This window comes from Ornithinimicrobium sp. F0845 (assembly GCF_023015765.1).
Lineage (GTDB): Bacteria > Actinomycetota > Actinomycetes > Actinomycetales > Dermatophilaceae > Ornithinicoccus.
In genome coordinates this window covers 540,552-558,420 of record NZ_JALKAL010000002.1, presented here as the reverse complement: position 1 = coordinate 558,420, position 17,869 = coordinate 540,552, and the positions used below count along the sequence as shown (strand labels likewise).

Genomic DNA, 17,869 nt, shown 5'->3' with positions numbered 1-17,869 from the left:
GCGACCAGGTCGGCTTCAACATCGTCGACGCCAGCGCCCCGGGCCTGGGCGACGTCCTGGCCTCCGGCGACTGGGAGATCGCGCTGTTCGCCTGGGCCGGTTCCGGCACGGTGACCGGCTCGGCCTTCTGGTACGAGACCGGTGGCGGTGGAAATATGGGTGGCTGGGTCAACGAGGCCGCCGACGCCGCGTGGGAGACCATCTCCACCAGCCTGGACGAGGAGGTGCACGCCGAGCAGCTCGCCATCGTCGAGACCGAGGCGTGGAACACCCTGCACAGCATCCCGATCTTCGCGCACCCGGGCGTCATCGCCTACGACGCGACGATCGACAACGTGATCCACAACGCCAGCCAGACCGGCGTCCCGTGGAACGCGGAGCAGTGGGTCCGCGCCGACTGAACACTGCTCCGGGAGACCCCGGGTTCTTGCAACGGCAAGGACCCGGGGTCTCCCCGTCCGGGGGTACCTGCGTGAGCGGTCCCGTGATCCGGCGCCAAAAGACCTCGCGATCAGCGCACACGGGGTCGGCGAAGGTCACCGTACAGTCGGAGATCGCGGCGTGCGCAGGACTCATCGGTGGCCCTGAACCGCCAACCACTCCAGATCGGTGGCCGCGGCGCGCCTCGCCTCAGCCTCCCGGGCGAACAGCTCGTCGGTCTTGCGCAGAACCAGCGTGTAGGGCGGGCCCGTGCGCCGCGTGGTGTGCCGGACCGGCAGGCCGTTCACGTCGATCTGGTGGTGGACGTGCCGCCTCCCGTCGGTGGCCAGAGGCCACTCCAGGGTCTGGGTGGTCCCCGCACCGAGGAAATCGCTGAACCTGGCGCACAACTCGCACCCGCACCCTGACCAGTCAATCGCCCAGTCCTCGGGGGAGCGCCGCGGTTGCTCGAGCAGCCCGCTCAGCTTCTGCCGGCAATCCTCGAGCAGTATGCCGAGTGCCGGGCTCATCCTGTCCCTCGCGTGAGCCCGCAGAGCGGCCACGATCAGCTCGGGTGTGCGTGGCCCCGCGGCTCTCAGCTCCTGGGCGATCTCGAGGCCCGCGGCGTCGTCCGCGGCGTCGTGGCGGGGTCGGGTTCGGTGCGGGTCGAGGCGCTCACCGCTGCCCCCTGCGCTCAGCCTTCTCGCAGTGCATGGCTGCCACCTACTCCCTGTCTGTCGGGTCACCCCGCTCTTCCCGGCGGGGGTGCCGCGGCCCACGTCGGCGTGGTCCGGACTTCCGTTCGTGTGAACGTATGTCGAGGGAGACGGAGGGAGTCACCGCGAGGAGTAGGACATTCGCGGCATCGGTTCGACAGTCGTTGAAGCGAGCCGGGGCGGGCGCTCGGTCGTGGCCCGCCAGGGCGGCCGGGTGCGGTGGCGCTGCGGAATCAGCCGACGACGTCGCTGATGGCGTTCCAGAGCTGGTTGACGCCCAGCACGATGAAGATGAGCGCCGTGAGCGCCAGCGCGATGTTGGTGTGCAGCCGGTTGGCCCACGCCTTCGGCACCCGGCGACCGTTGAGCAGGCCGAGCAGGGTGACCGCCAGGAACGGCATGAACAACGACCCGAGCACGCCGTAGGCCAGGATCAGCGCGATCGGGCGGTCCAGGAAGAGCATGACCATCGGCGGGAAGGTCAGCCAGATGAGGTACCACTTGACGTACTTGCCGCCGATGCGGGTGTCCGGGTGGTCTGACCCGAGTCCGCGCATGTTGCCCCAGAAGTCGGCGAACATCAGCGAGACGCCGTTCCACACACCAATGATCGAGGAGAACGCCGCGGCCCAGAACCCGACGAGGAAGGCGGTGCCGATGAAGTCGCCGTAGCGGTCCTTCAGCACGTCGGCCAGCTCCACGAGCCCCTCGTCGCCGGCGCTCAGGGCGACGCCGGCGGCCTGCACGACCTCGACGCCGACGATCAGCATGGAGAGCACGAAGATGCCGGTGAGGACGTAGGCCATGGTGTTGTCGATGCGCATCACCCGCATCCACTTCGGGGTGTACCAGCCCTTCTCCCGCAGCCAGTAGCCGTAGGCCGCCAGGGTGATGGTGCCACCGACGCCGCCGGCCAGGGCCAGGGTGTAGAGCAGCCCGCCCTCGGGGATCATCGGCACCAGGCCCTTGACCATCGCGGGGAAGTTGGGCGCGGCGATCACGGCGAGCAGCACGATGGTGATGAACATCAGCCCGACCAGGGTCGCGGTGATCTTCTCGAACGTCGCGTAGTGGTTGAGCCACACCATGACGAAGCCCGCCAGCCCCATCAGGATCGCCCAGATCTTCAGGTCGATGCCGGGGAACAGCGCGGCGAGCGGCAGGGCGGTCGAGCTCATCGCCGAGGCGCCGTAGACGAAGCCCCAGATGATGATGTAGGGCCCGAAGTACCAGGTCGTCCACCGGCCCAGGCTGCGCCAGCCCTCGAAGATCGTGTAGCCGGTCGCGAGGGTGTAGCGGCCCGCGCCCTCCACGAGGATGATCTTCAGGATCACGCCGAGGATGACCGCCCACAACAGGGCGTAGCCGTAGCGCGACCCCGCCGTCAGGGTGGCCACCATGTCCGCGGCGCCCACACCGGTGGCCGCCACGACCAGGCCGGGGCCGACGATCTTCCAGCGCGCTGGCGTCCCTGAGTCGTCGTCCACCCGGTCGCCGTGGCCGACCTTCACTCCGTCGTCTGACATGGCACCCCTTGCGTGGTTCGGCATCGCGTGGTTCGGCATCGCTGCCCGGTCCCCGTGTGGTCGGTTTCACTGTGCCACACGTGCGGTGCTGGCTGGCAGAACTTGGAAAACCTGTGACCTTCCGGCGCCCAGCGATGCGACCGAACCGGCCCCGCGGGAGGTCCACGCACGCACACCGGACGGGCCGGTCCACGGGCGTGAGAACAATCACGGAAACGTGCAACAGGAGGGGACCGCACGGCATACTCCTTGTGTCCTCACCTCCGCGGGAGGACTCCTGATCACCATCGGGAAGGCCCGCGACCCTCCGGGTCGGGCCTGGTGCGTGACGGGTCGGACTTCGCGAGCCGGCCCGTCGCGCAGCCGAACGAGAGTGGTGTCAGGAGGGGGAGCGGCGCTCGCGGGCCAGGGCCAGGAACGGCTCGAGCAGCGAGGGGTCGTCCAGGGCGGTGCGCTGCACGACGGTGTCGGGGTCGGCGCCCTGCATCATCCGTTTGAGCGGCACCTCCAGACGCTTGCCGGTGCGGGTGTGCGGCAGCGCCACGACCTGGTGGATCTCGTCAGGGACGTGCCTGGGCGAGGCCTTGGTCCGGATCGCGGTCAGTATGTCGTCACGCAGGTCGTCATCGAGCTCGCGATCGGCGTCGGTCAGGACCACGAAGAGCGGCATCCAGTAGCCGCCGTCGGGCTCCTCGATGCCCAGCACGAGGGACTCGGCGACCTCCGGGACGTCCTCGACGACGTTGTAGATGTCGGCGCTGCCCATCCGCACCCCGTGCCGGTTGAGGGTGGAGTCCGAGCGGCCGTGGATGACGACGCTGTCGCGGTCGGTGATCGTGATCCAGTCGCCGTGCCGCCACACGTCGGGGTAGACCTCGAAGTAGGACTCGCGGTAGCGCGCCCCGTCCTCGTCGTCCCAGAAGCCGATGGGCATCGAGGGCAGCGGACGGGTCATCACCAGCTCGCCCACCTCGCCGCGCAGGGGCCGGCCCTCGGGGTCCCAGGCGTCCATCGCGACGCCGAGGTTGCGCACCGACAGCTCGCCGGGCCAGATCGGCACGGTCGGCACCCCACCGCAGAACCCGGAGCAGATGTCGGTGCCGCCGCTGATGGAGTAGACCGGCAGCCCGCCCGAGCCGGTGACGGCCCACTCGTGGGTGGAGGGACTGATCGGTGACCCGGTCGTGGCCAGCGCCCGCAGCGCGGACAGGTCGAGGTCCTGGGCCGGGTCCAGGCCGGTGGCGCGGGAGGCCTCGAGGTAGCCGGGGCTGGACCCGAACACGGTCACCCGGTGCTCGGTCACCAGGTGCCAGAGCCTGCGCGCGTCCGGGGCGGTGGGGGCGCCGTCGTAGCAGAGGATCGAGGCCCCTACGGCCAGCGCGGACGCCTGGATGTTCCACATCACCCACGACGGTGAGGTGAACCAGAAGAGCCGGTCGCCCGGGCCGAGGTCGAGGTGCAGACCGAGCAGCTTGAGCTGCTCGAGCAGGATCCCGCCGTGCGACTGCACCATCCCCTTGGGGCGGCCGGTCGTGCCGGAGGAGAACAGCACCCACAGCGGGTCGTCGAACCCGACCCGCTCCCAGGCGATCTGCGCAGCATCCGACGTGACGACCTCCCCCCACCCCCAATTTTGATAGGGGTTTTGCTGGTCCATCCCGTCTTTTGTCAGGGGTTTTGCAGGTCCCTCGCCCCGGGCGACCATCACCACGTCGGTCACCGTCGGCAGCAGACCCAGCACCTCGCGGACCGCAGCGCGGCGGTCGTGGCGCGTGCCGGCATACCGGTAGCTGTCCGCCGTGATCAGCACCCTGGCCTCCAGCGGCCCGAGCCGATCACCAGCGGCGGCGGGCGCGTAGTCCTGCCCGACACTGGACCAGACGGCCCCGACCCCGGCGGTGGCCAGCATCGCCACGACCGCCTCGGGGATGTTCGGCAGGTAGCCCACGACCCGGTCACCGCGCCCCACCCCCCGCTCGCGCAGCCACGCCGCCAGCGACCCGACCTGCCGCCGCAGCTCACCCCAGGTCAGCTCGGTCGGCGCGTCGTCCTCACCGACCCCCACGATCGCCACCTCGTCCTCGGGCCGCCCGGTCAGCACGAACTCGGCATAGTTGAGCCGCACCTCCGGGAACCAGACCGACCCCGGCATCGCCTCCCGCGCGAGCACCGGGCCGTGCGCACCGAAGACCTCCGGCAGCCCGAAGAAGTCCCACACCGCTCCCCAGAAACCGTCCAGGTCCGTCGTGGACCAGGCCCACAGATCGGAGTATGCCGTCAGTCGCCGGCCGCTGACCCGCTCGGCGAGGGCGGTGAAGGCAGTGACGCGGGGGTGGGCGACCGTCTCCTCGGACGGCTCCCAGAGCGGGGCGGGCGTGGCGGTCATCGGGCTCCTCCTGACGTCCCTCGGAGGGTAGCGCCCGGGGGTTCACAGGCCCGACGGCAGCACCAGCTCCGCCTCGAGGAGCGCCCGCCGTACCTGCTCGCGCAGGTCCTCGTCCACCAGCCGGTCGTGGTCGAGCCCGCCGAGGGCCGGCAGCCGTTCGGTCAGCCAGGCGAGGACGCCGGCCTGGTCGAGCAGCTCGAGCGGGGTCCCGTCCTCACCGAGGACGCCGTGCACCGACTCATACACCTCCGCGCCCGTGAGGGGTGCGCCGGCGACGAGGCACGGCATACTCCCGGGCAGCTGGACCCGGCGATAGTTCGGCTCGGTCGCGTCCAGGGTGGCGAGCTGCGCCTCGTCGAACCAGCAGACCGTCAGCGACCGGACCCCGTCGCCCTGCACCGGCGCCGCCGCGACATAGCCCCGTGCGCTGATGTGGGCCGAGTGGCCGACCGCCAGCCCGTGGACCTCCGCCGCCGCCACGGGCAGACCCGGCCCGAGCAGCCTGGCCAGCTTGCCGGCCAGGACCACGGGCGAGGCGTTCGACCCGACCGCGACCACCGGCACCCGCCCGTCGAGGTCTCCCGGCGAGCCCTGGTCGAACCCGCGGTCGCCGAGCAGGCCGGTGCGCACCGGCTCTGACCAGGGGTATCCACTCGGGTGCAGCTCCACACAATCCTCCGGAGGCCGAGTCTGCTGGGGTCGAGTATGCCGTGCTCGGTCGAGGGCCGCCACGGATGAGACAGTGGTGCCTCAGGAACAGGCAAGGTGAGGTGCAGGAATGGCGCAACGCGACGGGTCGGGCACGGGCGGACAGGCGGCAGGGGAGGGGCTGGAGCCCGGTGAGCGCGAGCAGCTGGTCTACGGGCTGGAGACGCGCTTCGCCGATCACCTCGAGGCGGCCGCGTCGGCGGTGCGGGAGGCCGAGCGGGAGCTGGCCGAGGCCCGGGAGCAGCTGGCGGCCGCGGTGCGGGCCGAGGGGGCCCGCCGCTACCAGTCCGACCCGCTCGTCTTCATGCGCGCCTCCATGAAGGAGGAGGTCGACGGCCTCGAGCGCAAGACCACCCCGAAGAAGCTGCGCGCCGCCTACCGCTTCCTGCTCGACCGGGCGGCCGAGCTCGCGGCGGGGGAGGTGCAGGGCTACCGCAGCGACCGGGAGGCTGCCGAGCACGAGCGGACGCGCGGGGTCGAGGCCAGCCGTGCCGCGGAGCAGCGGGCGGTGGCCAACCTGGAGGCCGCGCAGGCGATGCAGGAGCGGGTGCGGGCCGCCGAGCGCTCCGCCCGGGACGGCCTGGCCGCGATGGTCGCCAAGATCGAGGAGGCAGTATGACGGAGCACACCTACGAGCTGCAGGTCACCTGGACCGGTGACCGGGGGAGCGGGACGTCCGGCTACCGAGACTACGACCGGTCGGTGCGCGTCGGGAGCTCGGGCCGCCCGGTCCTGGAGCTCTCGGCGGACAAGCCGTTCCGGGGCGACCCAACGAAGTGGAACCCCGAGCAGCTGCTGGTCGCCGCGCTGAGCGAGTGCCATCTGCTGTCCTTCCTCCACGTGGCCGTCAGTCACGGCGTGACCGTGGTGGACTATGCGGATACCCCGGTCGGGACGATGGTCCAGGAGGGCATCGGCGGCCACTTCACCCGGGTCCTACTCCGGCCGACCGTCACGGTGACCGACCCGGCGCACGTGGACCTGGTCCCGCAGCTGCACCACGAGGCGAGCCAGGCGTGCTTCATCGCCTCGTCCGTCAACTTCCCGGTGGAGCACGAGCCGACGACGCTGGTGCGCTGAGCTGCCGCACTGCAGTGGTGCGTCCGGCGGGACTCGAACCCGCACACCCGGAGGCACAGGAACCTAAATCCTGCGTGTCTGCCAGTTCCACCACGGACGCGTGCGTGACCGATGGTATGCGTTGTCGCTCCGTCACCTGCCACTACTATCGACCGGGACCGGCCGAAGGGGAGGACAGCAGTGAGTCAACAAGCAGACACGTTCCCAGGGGCGGAGCCGCCCCAGACGCCCAAGCCACCGCTCAACGCGGTCGGTCGGCTCTGGCCGATCCTGGCCATCGGCTTCGCGATCCTGTCGATGATCCTGCTGGCTGTGCTGCTGTGGCCGGACGGGGACGACGACACGGTGACCGACACCGCCGAGGACTCGGCCGAGCTGAGCTGCCAGGTGTTCGCCGAGGCGGAGCTCAACGGCTTCGAGGGCCTGAGTGATGACGAACGGTTCATCCAGGTGAACCGGCTCAGCACGGCGGGGATGCTGGCCTGGACCGCGGAGGCGCAGGACCCTGGCATGGAGGGTTTCCGCGAGGCGATGGAACGCCCGCGGCACGTCGCGGCCCAGATGTTCGTGACCGAGGGCCCCGAGTTCGACGAAGCCATGGCCGGTGCACGGGCGGCCTGCGCCGACCTGGACGACTGAGCAACGGAGATCCGCCAGGTGCTCAACGGCCCCGCCGCACCGCGGCAGGATCGACCCGACCTCACGCCAGGCTGACGCCGAGGGCCTTGGCGAGCATGGCCACGTGGCCGGTGGCCTTGACGTTGTACTTCGCGAGCTCGACCCGGCCCTCCTCGTCCACCACGATGGTCGAGCGGATGACGCCGGTGACGGTCTTGCCGTAGAGCTTCTTCTCGCCGAAGGCGCCGTAGGCGTTCATCACCGCCTTGTCCTCGTCGGCCAGCACCGGGAAGGTCAGCGACTCCTTGTCGGTGAACTTCGCGAGCTTGGCCGGGGAGTCGGGGGAGATGCCGACCACCGAGTAGCCCTGTCCCTGGAGCACGGCGAGGTTGTCGCGGAAGTCGCAGGCCTGCTTCGTGCAGCCCGGTGTCATGGCGGCGGGGTAGAAGTAGATGATGAGCTTGCGCCCCGCGAAGTCGCCGAGGGACACCTGCGACCCGTCGGCGTCGGGCAGGGTCCAGTCGGGTGCCGGCTGGCCGGGTTCGAGGCGGGACATGTCATCTCCTGAGGTCTGGGGCGGCGTTCTGCGTTATCGTCTCAGGCGACGTTGACAACAGGGAAAGGCGTGCCCAGATGGCCGACAAGAAGGCAGCACCGACCCGCTCTCAGAAGGAGATCGAGGCGGAGATCGTCGCGACTCGAGAGCGCCTGGCCCGCACCGTCGACGAGCTCACCTTCCGGGTGTCTCCGGGAGAGATCAAACGCCGGCAGGTGGCGTCGCTGAAGGCCAGCGCCAACCGGGCGGCGTTCACCGCCACCGGTGAGCCGCGCTATGACCGTCTCGCCACGACCCTGATCGCGGTGGCCGGTGTGGCGATCGTGCTGGGCCTGGCCCGGCGGGTCTTCCACAAGGGGTGACGCCCTGATCGTCGACCGGGCCGTCTATCGCGACGGCGTCCGCCACGAGTGCGGTGACCTCGGCGGCGACCTCGTCGCGCTGCGCAGTGCCCCGGGCAACGACTTCCTGTGGATCGGGCTCAAGGACCCGACCGACAAAGAGTTCGCTGAGGTCAACGACGAGCTGGGGCTGCACCCGCTGGCTGTCGAGGACGCCGTCTCAGGGCGCCAGCGGGTCAAGGTGGAGCGGTACGGGTCGACGATCTTTGCCGCCCTGAAGACCCTGGCCTACCTCGATGAGACCTCCGACATCGAGACCGGCGAGATCATGATCTTCGTCGGTGAAAGGTTCGTGGTGACCGTGCGGCGCGGTGACGTCGCCCCGCTGGGGCCGGTCCGCAAGATCATGGAGGCCGACCCGGAGCGCCTGGCCGAGGACGGTCCCGCCGGGGTGCTGCACAAGATCCTGGACACGGTGGTCGACACCTACCTCGAGATCGACCTCGAGGTGGCTGCGGACCTCGACGACATCGAGGAGGCGGTCTTCGGCAGCAACGACACCGCGCACTCCGGCTCGATCTATCGCCTCAAGCGCGAGGTGCTGGAGTTCCGCCGGGCCGCCGCACCGCTCGGCCAGCCGGTGTCCTGGCTGGCCGGCGAGACCGGCCCCATCACCTCCACCGAGCTGCGGCTGCGCTTCCGGGACGTCAGTGACCACCTGCTGCGCGTCACCGACCACATCGAGACCTACGAGCGGCTGCTCACCGACATCTTCAACGCCCACCTGGCGCAGATCTCGATCCAGCAGAACAACGACATGCGCAAGATCTCGGCCTGGGTGGCCATCGCGGCGGTGCCGACCATGGTCGCGGGCATCTACGGCATGAACTTCGACGAGATGCCGGAACTTCACTGGGACTTCGGCTATCCCCTCGTGCTCGCGCTGATGGCGCTGATCTGTGGGTTGCTCTACCGGGCGTTCAAGCGCTCCGGCTGGCTCTGAGGGCCGGTTGAGAGGGCGGGTTCTGAGGGCAGGCCTCACATCGCCTCGGGCGACTCGATGCCCAGCAGGCCGAGCCCGGTGACCAGCACGTCCAGCGTGAGGGCGCACAGCGCCAGACGGGACGCCCGGCTGGCCGGGTCGTCGGCCTTGAGCACGGGGCAGGTCTCGTAGAACGCGGAGAACGCCTGCGCGACCTGGAAGAGGTAGCCGCAGAGCCGGTGCGGCTCGAGGGTGTCGCCCACCTGGGCCACGACCTCGCCGAACTCGATGAGCTGCAGCGCCAGCTCCCGCTCCGCCGGCTCGGTGACCACGATCTGGCCGCGCGCCCCCTCCGGACCGAGGCCTGCGGTGCGGAAGATCGACCGGACCCGCGCCGCGGCATACTGCAGGTAGGGGCCGGTGTTGCCGGTGAGGGAGACCATCCGGGACAGGTCGAAGACGTACTCGCTTTCGTGCGCGACGGACAGGTCGGCATACTTCACGGCACCGACCCCGATCTGCGGGGCGATGGCCGCGCGGGTCTGCTCGGGCAGGTCCGGCCGCGCCTCGTCGATGACAGTGCGCGCCGTGGCGACCGCCTCGTCCAGCAGCGCCATGAGCCGCAGCGGTGCGCCCGAGCGGGTGCGCAGGATCTTGCGGTCCTCACCCAGCACGTTGCCGATCTGGACGTGCACGACCTCCACCGCCTCGGGGAGCCAGCCGGCCAGCCGCGCGGTGTCCCAGACCATGTTGAGATGCAGCGCCTGGGGCGCGCCGATGACGTAGAGGATGCGGTCGGCCCCCAGATCGCGCACCCGGTGGCGCACGGTGGCCAGGTCAGTCGTGCCGTAGCCGTAGCCGCCGTCGGACTTGCGGATGATCAGCGGCACCGGCCTGCCCTCGCGACCGGTGTAACCCTCGAGGAAGACGCACAGCGCGCCGTCGCTCATCGTGGCGATCCCCGCGGACTCCAGCTCCTCGCAGATCGCCTGCAGGTCGTCGTTGTAGGTCGACTCACCGGCCAGGTCCGCGTCGGTGAGCGTCACCCCGAGCGTGCCGTAGATCCGGTTGAAGTAGTGCGTGGACAGCTCCACGAGCTCGGTCCACAGGCGCAGGGTCTCGGGGTCCCCGCCCTGGAGCGTCACCACACGGGCGCGGGAGCGGGTGGCGAAGTCCTCGTCGGTCTCGAAGCGGGCGCGCGCCGCCTGGTAGAAGGCGTTGGGGTCGCTCTCCAGCAGCCTCGCCTCCGCGCTGTCCTCCCCGACCTCGAGCAGGTGCTCGATCAGCATGCCGAAGGGCGTGCCCCAGTCGCCGATGTGGTTCTGCCGTATGACGTGGTGCCCGAGGTGCTCCAGGGTCCGGGCCAGCGCGTCCCCGACCACGGTGGTGCGCAGGTGCCCGACGTGCATCTCCTTGGCGACGTTGGGGGCGGAGTAGTCGATCGGGATCCGCTGGGGCTCCTGCCGCGGCACGCCGAGCCGGTCGTCGGCCGCGAGGGCGCTCACCCGGTCGCCGATCCAGTCGTCGTCCAGGGTGAGGTTGACGAAGCCGGGGCCGCTGATCTCGACCCGGGCCAGGACGCCGTCGGCCTCCAGGTGCTCGACGATCCGGGCGGCCAGGTCGCGGGGCGGCATCCCGACCCGCTTGGCCAGCGCGAGGGCCGCGTTGGCTTGCATGTCGGCGAACTGGCTGGGTCGCAGCACCGGGTCAACACCTGCGTGCTCGGGACCGAGGGCGCGCTCGATCGCGGACGAGACCAGCGGGGAGAGGTGACCCTGCAGCGACATGGGCCACAGCCTAAGGTGACCGGCGCGCCGCCTTGCGCGCCCGGCATACTGGCTGGGTGGATCGCGAGGACCTCATCAGGCTGCGCCGGGTGCGAGACCTGATCGACCGGGAGTATGCCGAGCCGCTGGACGTCCCGCGCCTCGCCCGGGAGGCGCTCATGTCGGTGGGGCACTTCCAGCGCTCGTTCAAGGAGGCGTTCGGGGAGACGCCCTATTCCTGGCTGATGACGCGGCGGGTGGAGCGGGCGATGGCGCTGCTGCGGTTCGGCGACCAGAGCGTCACCGACGTGTGCATGGCCGTGGGCTTCACCTCGCTCGGCTCGTTCAGCGCCCGGTTCACCGAGCTGGTGGGGCAGACGCCGAGTGAGTACCGCGCGAGCGACCACGGCCAGCTCGTCGGCATCCCGGGCTGCTACGTCAAGCACGCGACGCGTCCGACCCGGGGCGCTGCGGACCGGACCCGGTCAGGATCGGAGAAGCGCGATGACGGTGGGGCGTCATAGCGTTGCGGGCATGAACGCAAACCCCACCGCACCGACCCTGAACAACTGCTTCGTGATCGTCGACGACGTCGACGCCACGCTGGCCTTCTACCGGGACGCCGTCGGCCTCGAGGTGCGCCAGGACGTCTCGCAGGGCGACTTCCGCTGGCTCACCTTCACGCCGCCGGGGCAGCCCGACATCGAGATCGTCATCCAGGACTACAAGGCGTTCGGCATCCCGATGAGCGAGGCTGACCAGCAGGCCGTGGCCGACCTGATGGCCAAGGGCATCCTGTCCTCGCTGGTCTTCGAGGTGCCTGACGTCGACGCGCTCTTCGAGAAGGTGTCGGCCAGTGGGGCCGAGGTGATCCAGGAGCCCACCGACCAGTTCTACGGCGTGCGCGACTGTGCCTTCCGTGACCCGGCCGGCAACATGATCCGCTTCAAGACGCCGCTGGCGCAGGGCGCGGAGGCCTGAGATGTGCCGGCCCGGCTGGCCCCCGGGCTGGGACGGGCGGGCACCTGTGGATAACTCGGTCACCCATCCGGCGTCTCGGGGCACGCTGGGTGGGTGGGGATCGACAGGCTCGGACGAGAGGAGCACCATGGGTGTCATGACAGCGCTGCCGCGGGTGGTCGGGGAGTGGACGGTCGATGACGTCGACCGGCTGCCCGACGACGGCCTGCAGTACGAGCTGCTGGACGGGGTGCTGCTCGTGACCCCGGCGCCGACCATGTGGCACCAACGGGCGACCGGCAACATCTTCGTACGTCTCCGCGATGCGTGCCCGCCCGGCTTTGAGGTGTTCTTCGCCCCTCTCGACTGGCGCCCGGACCGGCTCACCTCGCTGCAGCCCGACGTCCTGGTCGTGCGCAACGAGGAGGTGCGCGAGGGGGACATCGGGGCCGCGATGGTGCTGGCAGTCGAAGTCCTGTCGCCCTCGACCAGCCGGAAGGACCGCGTGCTGAAGCGCTCGCGGTATGAGGAGGCCGGCGTCGCCTCCTACTGGTTGGTCGATCCGGTCGAGCCGAGCTTCGAGGCGCTCGACCTGGTCGACGGGGTCTATGCCAGCACGACGAGGGTCACCGGTGACGCCACGGCACGGATGGAGCTGCCCTTCGCGTTCGAGGTGGTGCCAGCCGAGTTGGTCCGTCCGCCCGAGTAGCCCCGCTACGGTTGACCCCATGTCCAACGTCACTGGTCCCCTCCCCGGTCATGGCAAGCGCAAGGGTGGGGCGATCACGTTCTGGATCGGGATCGCCATCGGGCTCGTGTCCCTCGCGCTGGCCATCGTCCTCGGGATGACGTCCTTCAGGGCCATCACCGAGGCCGTTCAGGACGCCCAGCCCACCAACGGTGACATCACCGTGTCCCTGCAGGCCGGCGACGAGCGCACGATCTATCAGGTCGAGGAGGGCGCCGAGCAGGCCACCTGCACGGTGACCGGGCCCGACGGGCAGGAGCTGTCGATCAACCGCGGCGCCGACATCAGCGGGACGAGTGGGGACACCACCTACGTCAACGTGGGCAACTTCACCGCGGCGGAGTCCGGCGACCACCACATCGTCTGCGAGGGTCCCCGGACCCTCGTCGGCCCGGCCCTGGACATCGCGGGAGCCGTGGGTGGCTTCCTCGGGGTCCTCGCGGGCATCGGCGGCATGATGCTGGGTGGCCTGCTCGTCATCGTGGGGGCGATCCTGTGGTTCATCGGTCGCGGCGAGAGCAAGCGGGCGATGGCCGCGGGGCCCGGCGGCTACGGCTACCCCCAGGGCGGCTATCAGGGTGGTTACCAGCCCGGGGGCTATCAGCAGGGCGGTGACCAGCAGGCTGGCTATCAGCAGGGTGGCTACCAGCAGGGCAACCCGCCTCCACCGCCTCCACCCCGCGACTACTAGCCGGTCCCGCCGTCGCGGGGCATAAACCGATCGTGCCTCGGGCGCGTGGGGACTAACCTCCCCGGCATGCCCGACGCCGAGTTCGACGACCCCCGCCTGGCCCCGCTCTACGACATCCTCGACCCCGACCGCAGCGACCTGGACACCTACCTCGCCGTGGCGGAGGAGATCGGTGCCCGATCGGTCCTGGACGTCGGTTGCGGGACCGGCACGTTCGCCATACTGCTCGCGCAGCGGGGGATCGAGGTGACCGGGCTGGATCCGGCCGGCGCCAGCCTGGACGTGGCCCGGGGCAAGGAGGGTGCCGAGCAGGTCGCCTGGGTGCACGGCGACGCCACGACGCTGCCGCCGCTGCAGGTCGACCTGGCCACGATGACTGCCAACGTCGCGCAGGTCTTCCTGACCGACGAGGCCTGGGCGCGGACGCTTTCGGCGATCCACGCCGCGCTGCGGCCGGGTGGGCACCTGGCGTTCGAGACCCGGGTGCCCGCGGACCGCGGATGGGAGCGCTGGACACCGGAGCGGACCCGGGCCACCACCGACGTGCCCGGCCTCGGGCCGCTGACCGAGTGGATGGAGGTCACCGACGTGCGAGAGGACCCGCTGCTGGTGAGCTTCACCGCACACAACGAGTTCCCGGACGGGCAGGACGTGGTGTCCACCTCGACCCTGCGCTTTCGCTCGGCCGAGGAACTGGAGACCTCGCTGGCGGCCGCGGGCTTCGAGGACGTCGTGCTCGGCGACCTGCCCTATGCCCCGGGCCGCGGCTGGCTGGTGCGCGCCCGCCGCCCGTGATCAGCGGGTGGTCTGTGCGCCGCCGTTGACGTGCAGGGTCTGACCGGTGACGTGCCCGGCTGCGTCCGAGGCCAGGAAGAAGACCAACTCGGCGATGTCCGAGGGCACCCCGACCCGCTTGGTCATGGTGGCCGCGAGCAGGCTGGCGTACTTCGCCTCGCTCGGGCCGTCCCCGAAGAACTCCGTCTCGGAGATGTAACCGGGGGTGATGGAGTTGACGGTGACCCGGCGCGGCCCTAGCCGTCTGGCCAGGTCGACCGTCCAGCTCTGGACGGCTGCCTTCGCCGGCCCGTAGGAGCCGGACCCGCTGTCGGCCGCGATCGACCCGACGTTGATCACCCGGCCGTCGTCAACCAGCAGCGGTTCCAGCGCCGTTGTGGTGAGCACGTCGGTCAGCACGTTGGCGGTGAAGTTCGCCTGCCACGCTTCCGCGGTGGCTGTCAGGTCTCCGTTGGCGACGGGTGGCGCAGCGTTGCCTCCGGCGTTGTTGACCAGCACCTCCACCCCGTCGGCGCAGGCGTCCGTGAGGCCGGCCAGGTCCTCGGCACTCGCGTTGTCGCACGGCACCGCCTGCGCGCCGATCTCGTCGGCGGTGCGCAGCAGCGGCTCCCGCCGTCGCCCGGTGATCACGACGTGTGCGCCGTGCCTGATGAACTTCTGGGCGACTTCCCGGCCGAGGCCGGTCGCCCCTCCTGTCACAACGATCATGCGCATCTTTCCTCTCAGTGTTTAGACCTTAACATGCTGCATTAAGTGCTTAACGTAGAGTGAGGGGATGAGCCGGCATGATGTGCGCGACGGGGCTGGTCGGCGCGACAGGGATGGCGAACAGGTGGCCGACCGGGCCGCGATGATCGAGGCGCAGTGGCGCCGCGAGCGTCCCGACCTGGATCCTTCATCCATCGGGGTGATCACCAGGGTCTGGCACCTGGGCAAGGTCTTCAGCGCCAACCGGCGCGAGCTGCTGACCAGCCTCGGCATCGACAGCGCGCTCATGGACCTGCTCGGCACGCTGCGCCGCAGTGGTGAGCCCTACCGCTTGAGCTCGCGGGAGCTGGCCGAGGCCTCCGTGGTCTCGCCCGCGGCGATCTCCCAGCGGCTCACGAGGGCTGAGCAGCGCGGCTGGGTCCGGCGCGAGCCACGTCCCGGGCGACGGGTCGATGTGCAGCTCACCGAGGAGGGCCAGCGGATCACCGACGAGTTCGCCGGCGCCATCTTCGCCTCGGACGAGGTCATGCTGGAGGGTCTCTCCTCGGAGGACCGGACAGAGCTCACCCGCCTGCTCGCCGTGCTGAGCTCGAGCCTCATCGAGTCCACGCAGGGACCGTTGTCCACAGATTGACCGCGGGCTCTGGTCGGGGTCGCGTCGTTCGCCTACAGTCGTGGGCATGACGTCGCCAGGCATCGAGCAGAAGGTCCGCCAATTGGACAACGACGTCCACGCCATCTACGACATGATCGGCAAGATCAGCACGACGCAGGATCAACACACCACTCGCCTGGCTGAGATCACCGAGGACATCGCCGCCATCAAGTCCAGTGTGGCTGCGCACGATGCTCGGTTCGACGCGCACGATGCCCGATTCGAGGCGGTCGAGGGCAAGCTCGACGCGCACGATGCCCGGTTTGAGGCGATCGAGGGCAAGCTCGATGCGCACGATGCCCGGTTCGAGAGCGTCGAGGGCAAGTTGGATCGCGTCCTGGAGATCTTGGAGCGCTGATCAGGCAGCCAGCTCGTCGTCCACCCAGGTGTGACGGGAGACCCGCAGACCAGCCAGGGTCAGCACGACGCCGCTGAGCATCAGCAGGATCAGCACGATGGTCCAGGTCCCCGTGGCCTGATAGATCACACCGACCACGAACGGCCCGACCGCGGCGAGCATGTAGCCCATCGGCTGCACGAACCCCGACAGCCGCGCGGTCACCTGTGGGTCGCGGGTGCGGGCCGTGATCAGCGCGATGGCGGTCGGGAACGCGAAGCCGGACGTGCCCAGGATGATCGCCCACAACCAGGGCACCGTCGCCGGAGCAAGCAGCAACCCGGCGTTGCCGATGACGAGCAGCGCGCCGAAGGCATACATCCACGGCTGCAGCGAGGGCGAGCGCGCGATGACCGTCGGCATCATCAGGGCGCCGATCAGGGTGAGGGCGGTGAGCAGGGACATGAGGATACCGGCGTGCCCGGCTGAGAGTCCCGCGTCGCGGTAGATCTGGGGGAGCCAGCCGAACTGGACGTAGGCGTTCATCGACTGGATGCCGAAGACGACGGTCAGGGCGATGGCCGTGGATGAGTGCCAGATCCGCCCGGTGGGCTTCGCCGCGGCGGGCGACCCGCGCCCGCCGGGGGTGCGTCGTTCACGCGAGGCGATGAGCGCCCAGGGGAGGACGGCGACCAGGGCGACCAGACCCCATACTCCCAGCGCCGCACGCCACCCCAGGTCGGAGGCGGCGCTGATCGGGGCGACCAGCGCCGCCGCCATGGCACCGCCCAGGGTGAGGCCGGCGCTGTAGATGGTCATCAGACGGACGTCGCGGGGCTGCCGCTTGATCCAGGCGGGCACGAGCACGTTGCCGATGGCGGCCCCGCCCAGCGCCAGGGCCGTGAGCAGCAGGAACAGGGCGGTGCTGTCGATGGCGGCCCGGGCGAGGAGACCCACGCCCACGGCGAGGAGCCCGAGGACGATGCCGGTCGTCATACCGACCCGGCGGGCGAGGCCGACCGCGAGCGCGCCGATCAGACCGAAGCAGAGCCCTGGGAGAGCCGTGACGAACCCGGCGACGGCGGTGCTCATGCCGAGCCCCTGTGTGACCTCCTCCAGCACCGGTCCGACCGACGAGGCGACGGGGCGCAGGTTGATCGCGATGAGGGCCGTGGCGAGCAGGACGAAAGCGGCGCCGAGCGGTCGCGCGGCGCGGCGTGTGGGCTCAGCGGGTGGCGTCACTCCGCATCGAGGTGCTTGACGATGCGGGCGGGGTTGCCCACCACGACCACGTTGGCGGGCACGTCCTTGGTGACCACAGCTCCCGCGCCCACGACAGAGTTGTCGCCGATGGTGACGCCGGGCAGCACGATCGCGCCGCCGCCGAGCCACACGTTGTCACCCAGGGTGATGGGCGAGGCGGACTCGACGCCGTCGCGGCGCGGGCCGGGCTCCAGTGGGTGCCACGGGGTGAGCAGCTGCACGTGCGTGGCGATCTGGCAGTGGCGTCCGATGGTGATCGGCGCGACGTCGAGCGCGGTCAGGCCGTAGTTGACGAAGGTGCCCTCGCCGACGGCGATGTTGCTGCCGTAGTCGACGTAGAGCGGCGGCTTGATCTCGGCGCCCTCGCCCAGGTCTCCGAGGAGGCCGGCGAGGATCTCCCGGGCGGCGTCGGGGTCCTCGAGGTAGGCCCGGGCGTAGTCGGCGGCGAGCTCGACGGCCCGGCGACCCTCCGCGGCGATGCGGGGGTCGTCGGCGATGTAGAGGTCGCCGGCGACCATGCGCTCGTAGTTGCTCCGGTCGTCCCCGGCGAAGTAGTCGGCCATCGTTCCAGGGTAGTTGCGTGACGCCGCCTCGCCCCGCCCGCACTGTCGGT

General features: G+C 70.3%; 21 protein-coding genes, 1 tRNA gene and 1 pseudogene. 13 read left to right on the top strand and 10 right to left on the bottom strand.

Annotation, left to right across the window (positions count from 1 at the left end; translation table 11 throughout):
* A pseudogene (locus tag MWU75_RS05920) lies at positions 1-401 on the top strand (ABC transporter family substrate-binding protein); the annotation flags it as partial.
* Positions 402-572: 171 nt separating this feature from the next.
* Here the strand turns inward: MWU75_RS05920 and MWU75_RS05915 are convergent.
* The 4 genes from MWU75_RS05915 to MWU75_RS05900 all read right to left on the bottom strand — a co-directional run bounded on the left by MWU75_RS05915 (position 573) and on the right by MWU75_RS05900 (position 5,717).
* On the bottom strand, positions 573-950 hold the full coding sequence (locus MWU75_RS05915; protein ID WP_247088845.1) for a hypothetical protein: 378 nt from the start codon (positions 948-950) through the stop codon (positions 573-575).
* Between the two features lie 419 nt (positions 951-1,369).
* Positions 1,370-2,662 (bottom strand): Nramp family divalent metal transporter, encoded by a 1,293-nt coding sequence (locus tag MWU75_RS05910; protein ID WP_247088844.1) that lies wholly within the window; start codon positions 2,660-2,662, stop codon positions 1,370-1,372.
* A gap of 379 nt (positions 2,663-3,041) precedes the next feature.
* Positions 3,042-5,048: an acetoacetate--CoA ligase gene (locus tag MWU75_RS05905; protein ID WP_247088843.1), complete on the bottom strand. Its 2,007-nt coding sequence runs from the start codon at positions 5,046-5,048 to the stop codon at positions 3,042-3,044.
* Between the two features lie 42 nt (positions 5,049-5,090).
* Positions 5,091-5,717: a hypothetical protein gene (locus tag MWU75_RS05900; protein ID WP_247088842.1), complete on the bottom strand. Its 627-nt coding sequence runs from the start codon at positions 5,715-5,717 to the stop codon at positions 5,091-5,093.
* A 109-nt stretch (positions 5,718-5,826) separates the two neighbouring features.
* On the opposite strand from MWU75_RS05900, the gene MWU75_RS05895 reads away from it, so the two are divergent.
* Positions 5,827-6,375 (top strand): hypothetical protein, encoded by a 549-nt coding sequence (locus MWU75_RS05895; protein ID WP_247088841.1) that lies wholly within the window; start codon positions 5,827-5,829, stop codon positions 6,373-6,375.
* Positions 6,372-6,836, top strand: coding sequence for an OsmC family protein (locus tag MWU75_RS05890; RefSeq protein WP_247088840.1), 465 nt, complete (start codon positions 6,372-6,374; stop codon positions 6,834-6,836). Before MWU75_RS05895 ends, MWU75_RS05890 begins: the two co-directional genes overlap by 4 nt.
* Before the next feature lie 15 nt (positions 6,837-6,851).
* On the opposite strand, the gene MWU75_RS05885 is transcribed toward MWU75_RS05890, so the two are convergent.
* Positions 6,852-6,936, bottom strand: a tRNA-Leu gene (locus MWU75_RS05885).
* A gap of 80 nt (positions 6,937-7,016) precedes the next feature.
* On the opposite strand from MWU75_RS05885, the gene MWU75_RS05880 reads away from it, so the two are divergent.
* A complete protein-coding gene (locus tag MWU75_RS05880) occupies positions 7,017-7,475 on the top strand; it encodes a hypothetical protein (protein WP_247088839.1) in 459 nt (152 codons plus the stop codon).
* 61 nt (positions 7,476-7,536) lie between these two features.
* On the opposite strand, the gene bcp is transcribed toward MWU75_RS05880, so the two are convergent.
* The gene (gene bcp / locus MWU75_RS05875; RefSeq protein WP_247088838.1) at positions 7,537-8,010 is read right to left on the bottom strand and encodes a thioredoxin-dependent thiol peroxidase; all 474 of its coding nucleotides are present in this window, start codon (positions 8,008-8,010) and stop codon (positions 7,537-7,539) included.
* Between the two features lie 77 nt (positions 8,011-8,087).
* Here bcp and MWU75_RS05870 point away from each other — a divergent pair, with 77 nt between their 5' ends.
* Both MWU75_RS05870 and corA read left to right on the top strand, forming a co-directional pair.
* Entirely contained in the window at positions 8,088-8,372 is a 285-nt protein-coding gene (locus MWU75_RS05870; RefSeq protein WP_247088837.1) for a DUF3618 domain-containing protein, read from the top strand.
* Positions 8,323-9,354 (top strand): magnesium/cobalt transporter CorA, encoded by a 1,032-nt coding sequence (gene corA / locus MWU75_RS05865; RefSeq protein ID WP_348647743.1) that lies wholly within the window; start codon positions 8,323-8,325, stop codon positions 9,352-9,354. The genes MWU75_RS05870 and corA overlap by 50 nt, the downstream gene beginning before the upstream one ends.
* Positions 9,355-9,389: 35 nt before the next feature.
* On the opposite strand, the gene argS is transcribed toward corA, so the two are convergent.
* A complete protein-coding gene (gene argS / locus MWU75_RS05860; protein WP_247088836.1) occupies positions 9,390-11,120 on the bottom strand; it encodes an arginine--tRNA ligase in 1,731 nt (576 codons plus the stop codon).
* 56 nt (positions 11,121-11,176) lie between these two features.
* Between argS and MWU75_RS05855 the strand changes: the two genes are divergently transcribed.
* The 5 genes from MWU75_RS05855 to MWU75_RS05835 all read left to right on the top strand — a co-directional run bounded on the left by MWU75_RS05855 (position 11,177) and on the right by MWU75_RS05835 (position 14,293).
* A complete protein-coding gene (locus MWU75_RS05855; RefSeq protein ID WP_247088835.1) occupies positions 11,177-11,623 on the top strand; it encodes an AraC family transcriptional regulator in 447 nt (148 codons plus the stop codon).
* A 10-nt stretch (positions 11,624-11,633) separates the two neighbouring features.
* A complete protein-coding gene (locus tag MWU75_RS05850) occupies positions 11,634-12,080 on the top strand; it encodes a VOC family protein (RefSeq protein ID WP_247088834.1) in 447 nt (148 codons plus the stop codon).
* A 127-nt stretch (positions 12,081-12,207) separates the two neighbouring features.
* On the top strand, positions 12,208-12,768 hold the full coding sequence (locus tag MWU75_RS05845; protein WP_247088833.1) for a Uma2 family endonuclease: 561 nt from the start codon (positions 12,208-12,210) through the stop codon (positions 12,766-12,768).
* Between the two features lie 19 nt (positions 12,769-12,787).
* On the top strand, positions 12,788-13,498 hold the full coding sequence (locus tag MWU75_RS05840; protein ID WP_247088832.1) for a hypothetical protein: 711 nt from the start codon (positions 12,788-12,790) through the stop codon (positions 13,496-13,498).
* A 66-nt stretch (positions 13,499-13,564) separates the two neighbouring features.
* Positions 13,565-14,293: a class I SAM-dependent methyltransferase gene (locus tag MWU75_RS05835; RefSeq protein WP_247088831.1), complete on the top strand. Its 729-nt coding sequence runs from the start codon at positions 13,565-13,567 to the stop codon at positions 14,291-14,293.
* Here MWU75_RS05835 and MWU75_RS05830 read toward each other — a convergent pair whose 3' ends face one another.
* Entirely contained in the window at positions 14,294-15,001 is a 708-nt protein-coding gene (locus MWU75_RS05830) for an SDR family oxidoreductase (RefSeq protein WP_247088830.1), read from the bottom strand.
* A gap of 67 nt (positions 15,002-15,068) precedes the next feature.
* On the opposite strand from MWU75_RS05830, the gene MWU75_RS05825 reads away from it, so the two are divergent.
* A complete protein-coding gene (locus MWU75_RS05825) occupies positions 15,069-15,635 on the top strand; it encodes a MarR family transcriptional regulator (protein WP_247088829.1) in 567 nt (188 codons plus the stop codon).
* A 46-nt stretch (positions 15,636-15,681) separates the two neighbouring features.
* On the top strand, positions 15,682-16,014 hold the full coding sequence (locus tag MWU75_RS05820; RefSeq protein ID WP_247088828.1) for a hypothetical protein: 333 nt from the start codon (positions 15,682-15,684) through the stop codon (positions 16,012-16,014).
* Here MWU75_RS05820 and MWU75_RS05815 read toward each other — a convergent pair whose 3' ends face one another.
* Both MWU75_RS05815 and MWU75_RS05810 read right to left on the bottom strand, forming a co-directional pair.
* A complete protein-coding gene (locus MWU75_RS05815) occupies positions 16,015-17,235 on the bottom strand; it encodes an MFS transporter (RefSeq protein WP_247088827.1) in 1,221 nt (406 codons plus the stop codon).
* Positions 17,232-17,819, bottom strand: a complete 588-nt coding sequence (locus MWU75_RS05810; RefSeq protein WP_247088826.1) for a sugar O-acetyltransferase — start codon at positions 17,817-17,819, stop codon at positions 17,232-17,234. Before MWU75_RS05810 ends, MWU75_RS05815 begins: the two co-directional genes overlap by 4 nt.
* Between the last annotated feature and the right edge of the window lie 50 nt (positions 17,820-17,869).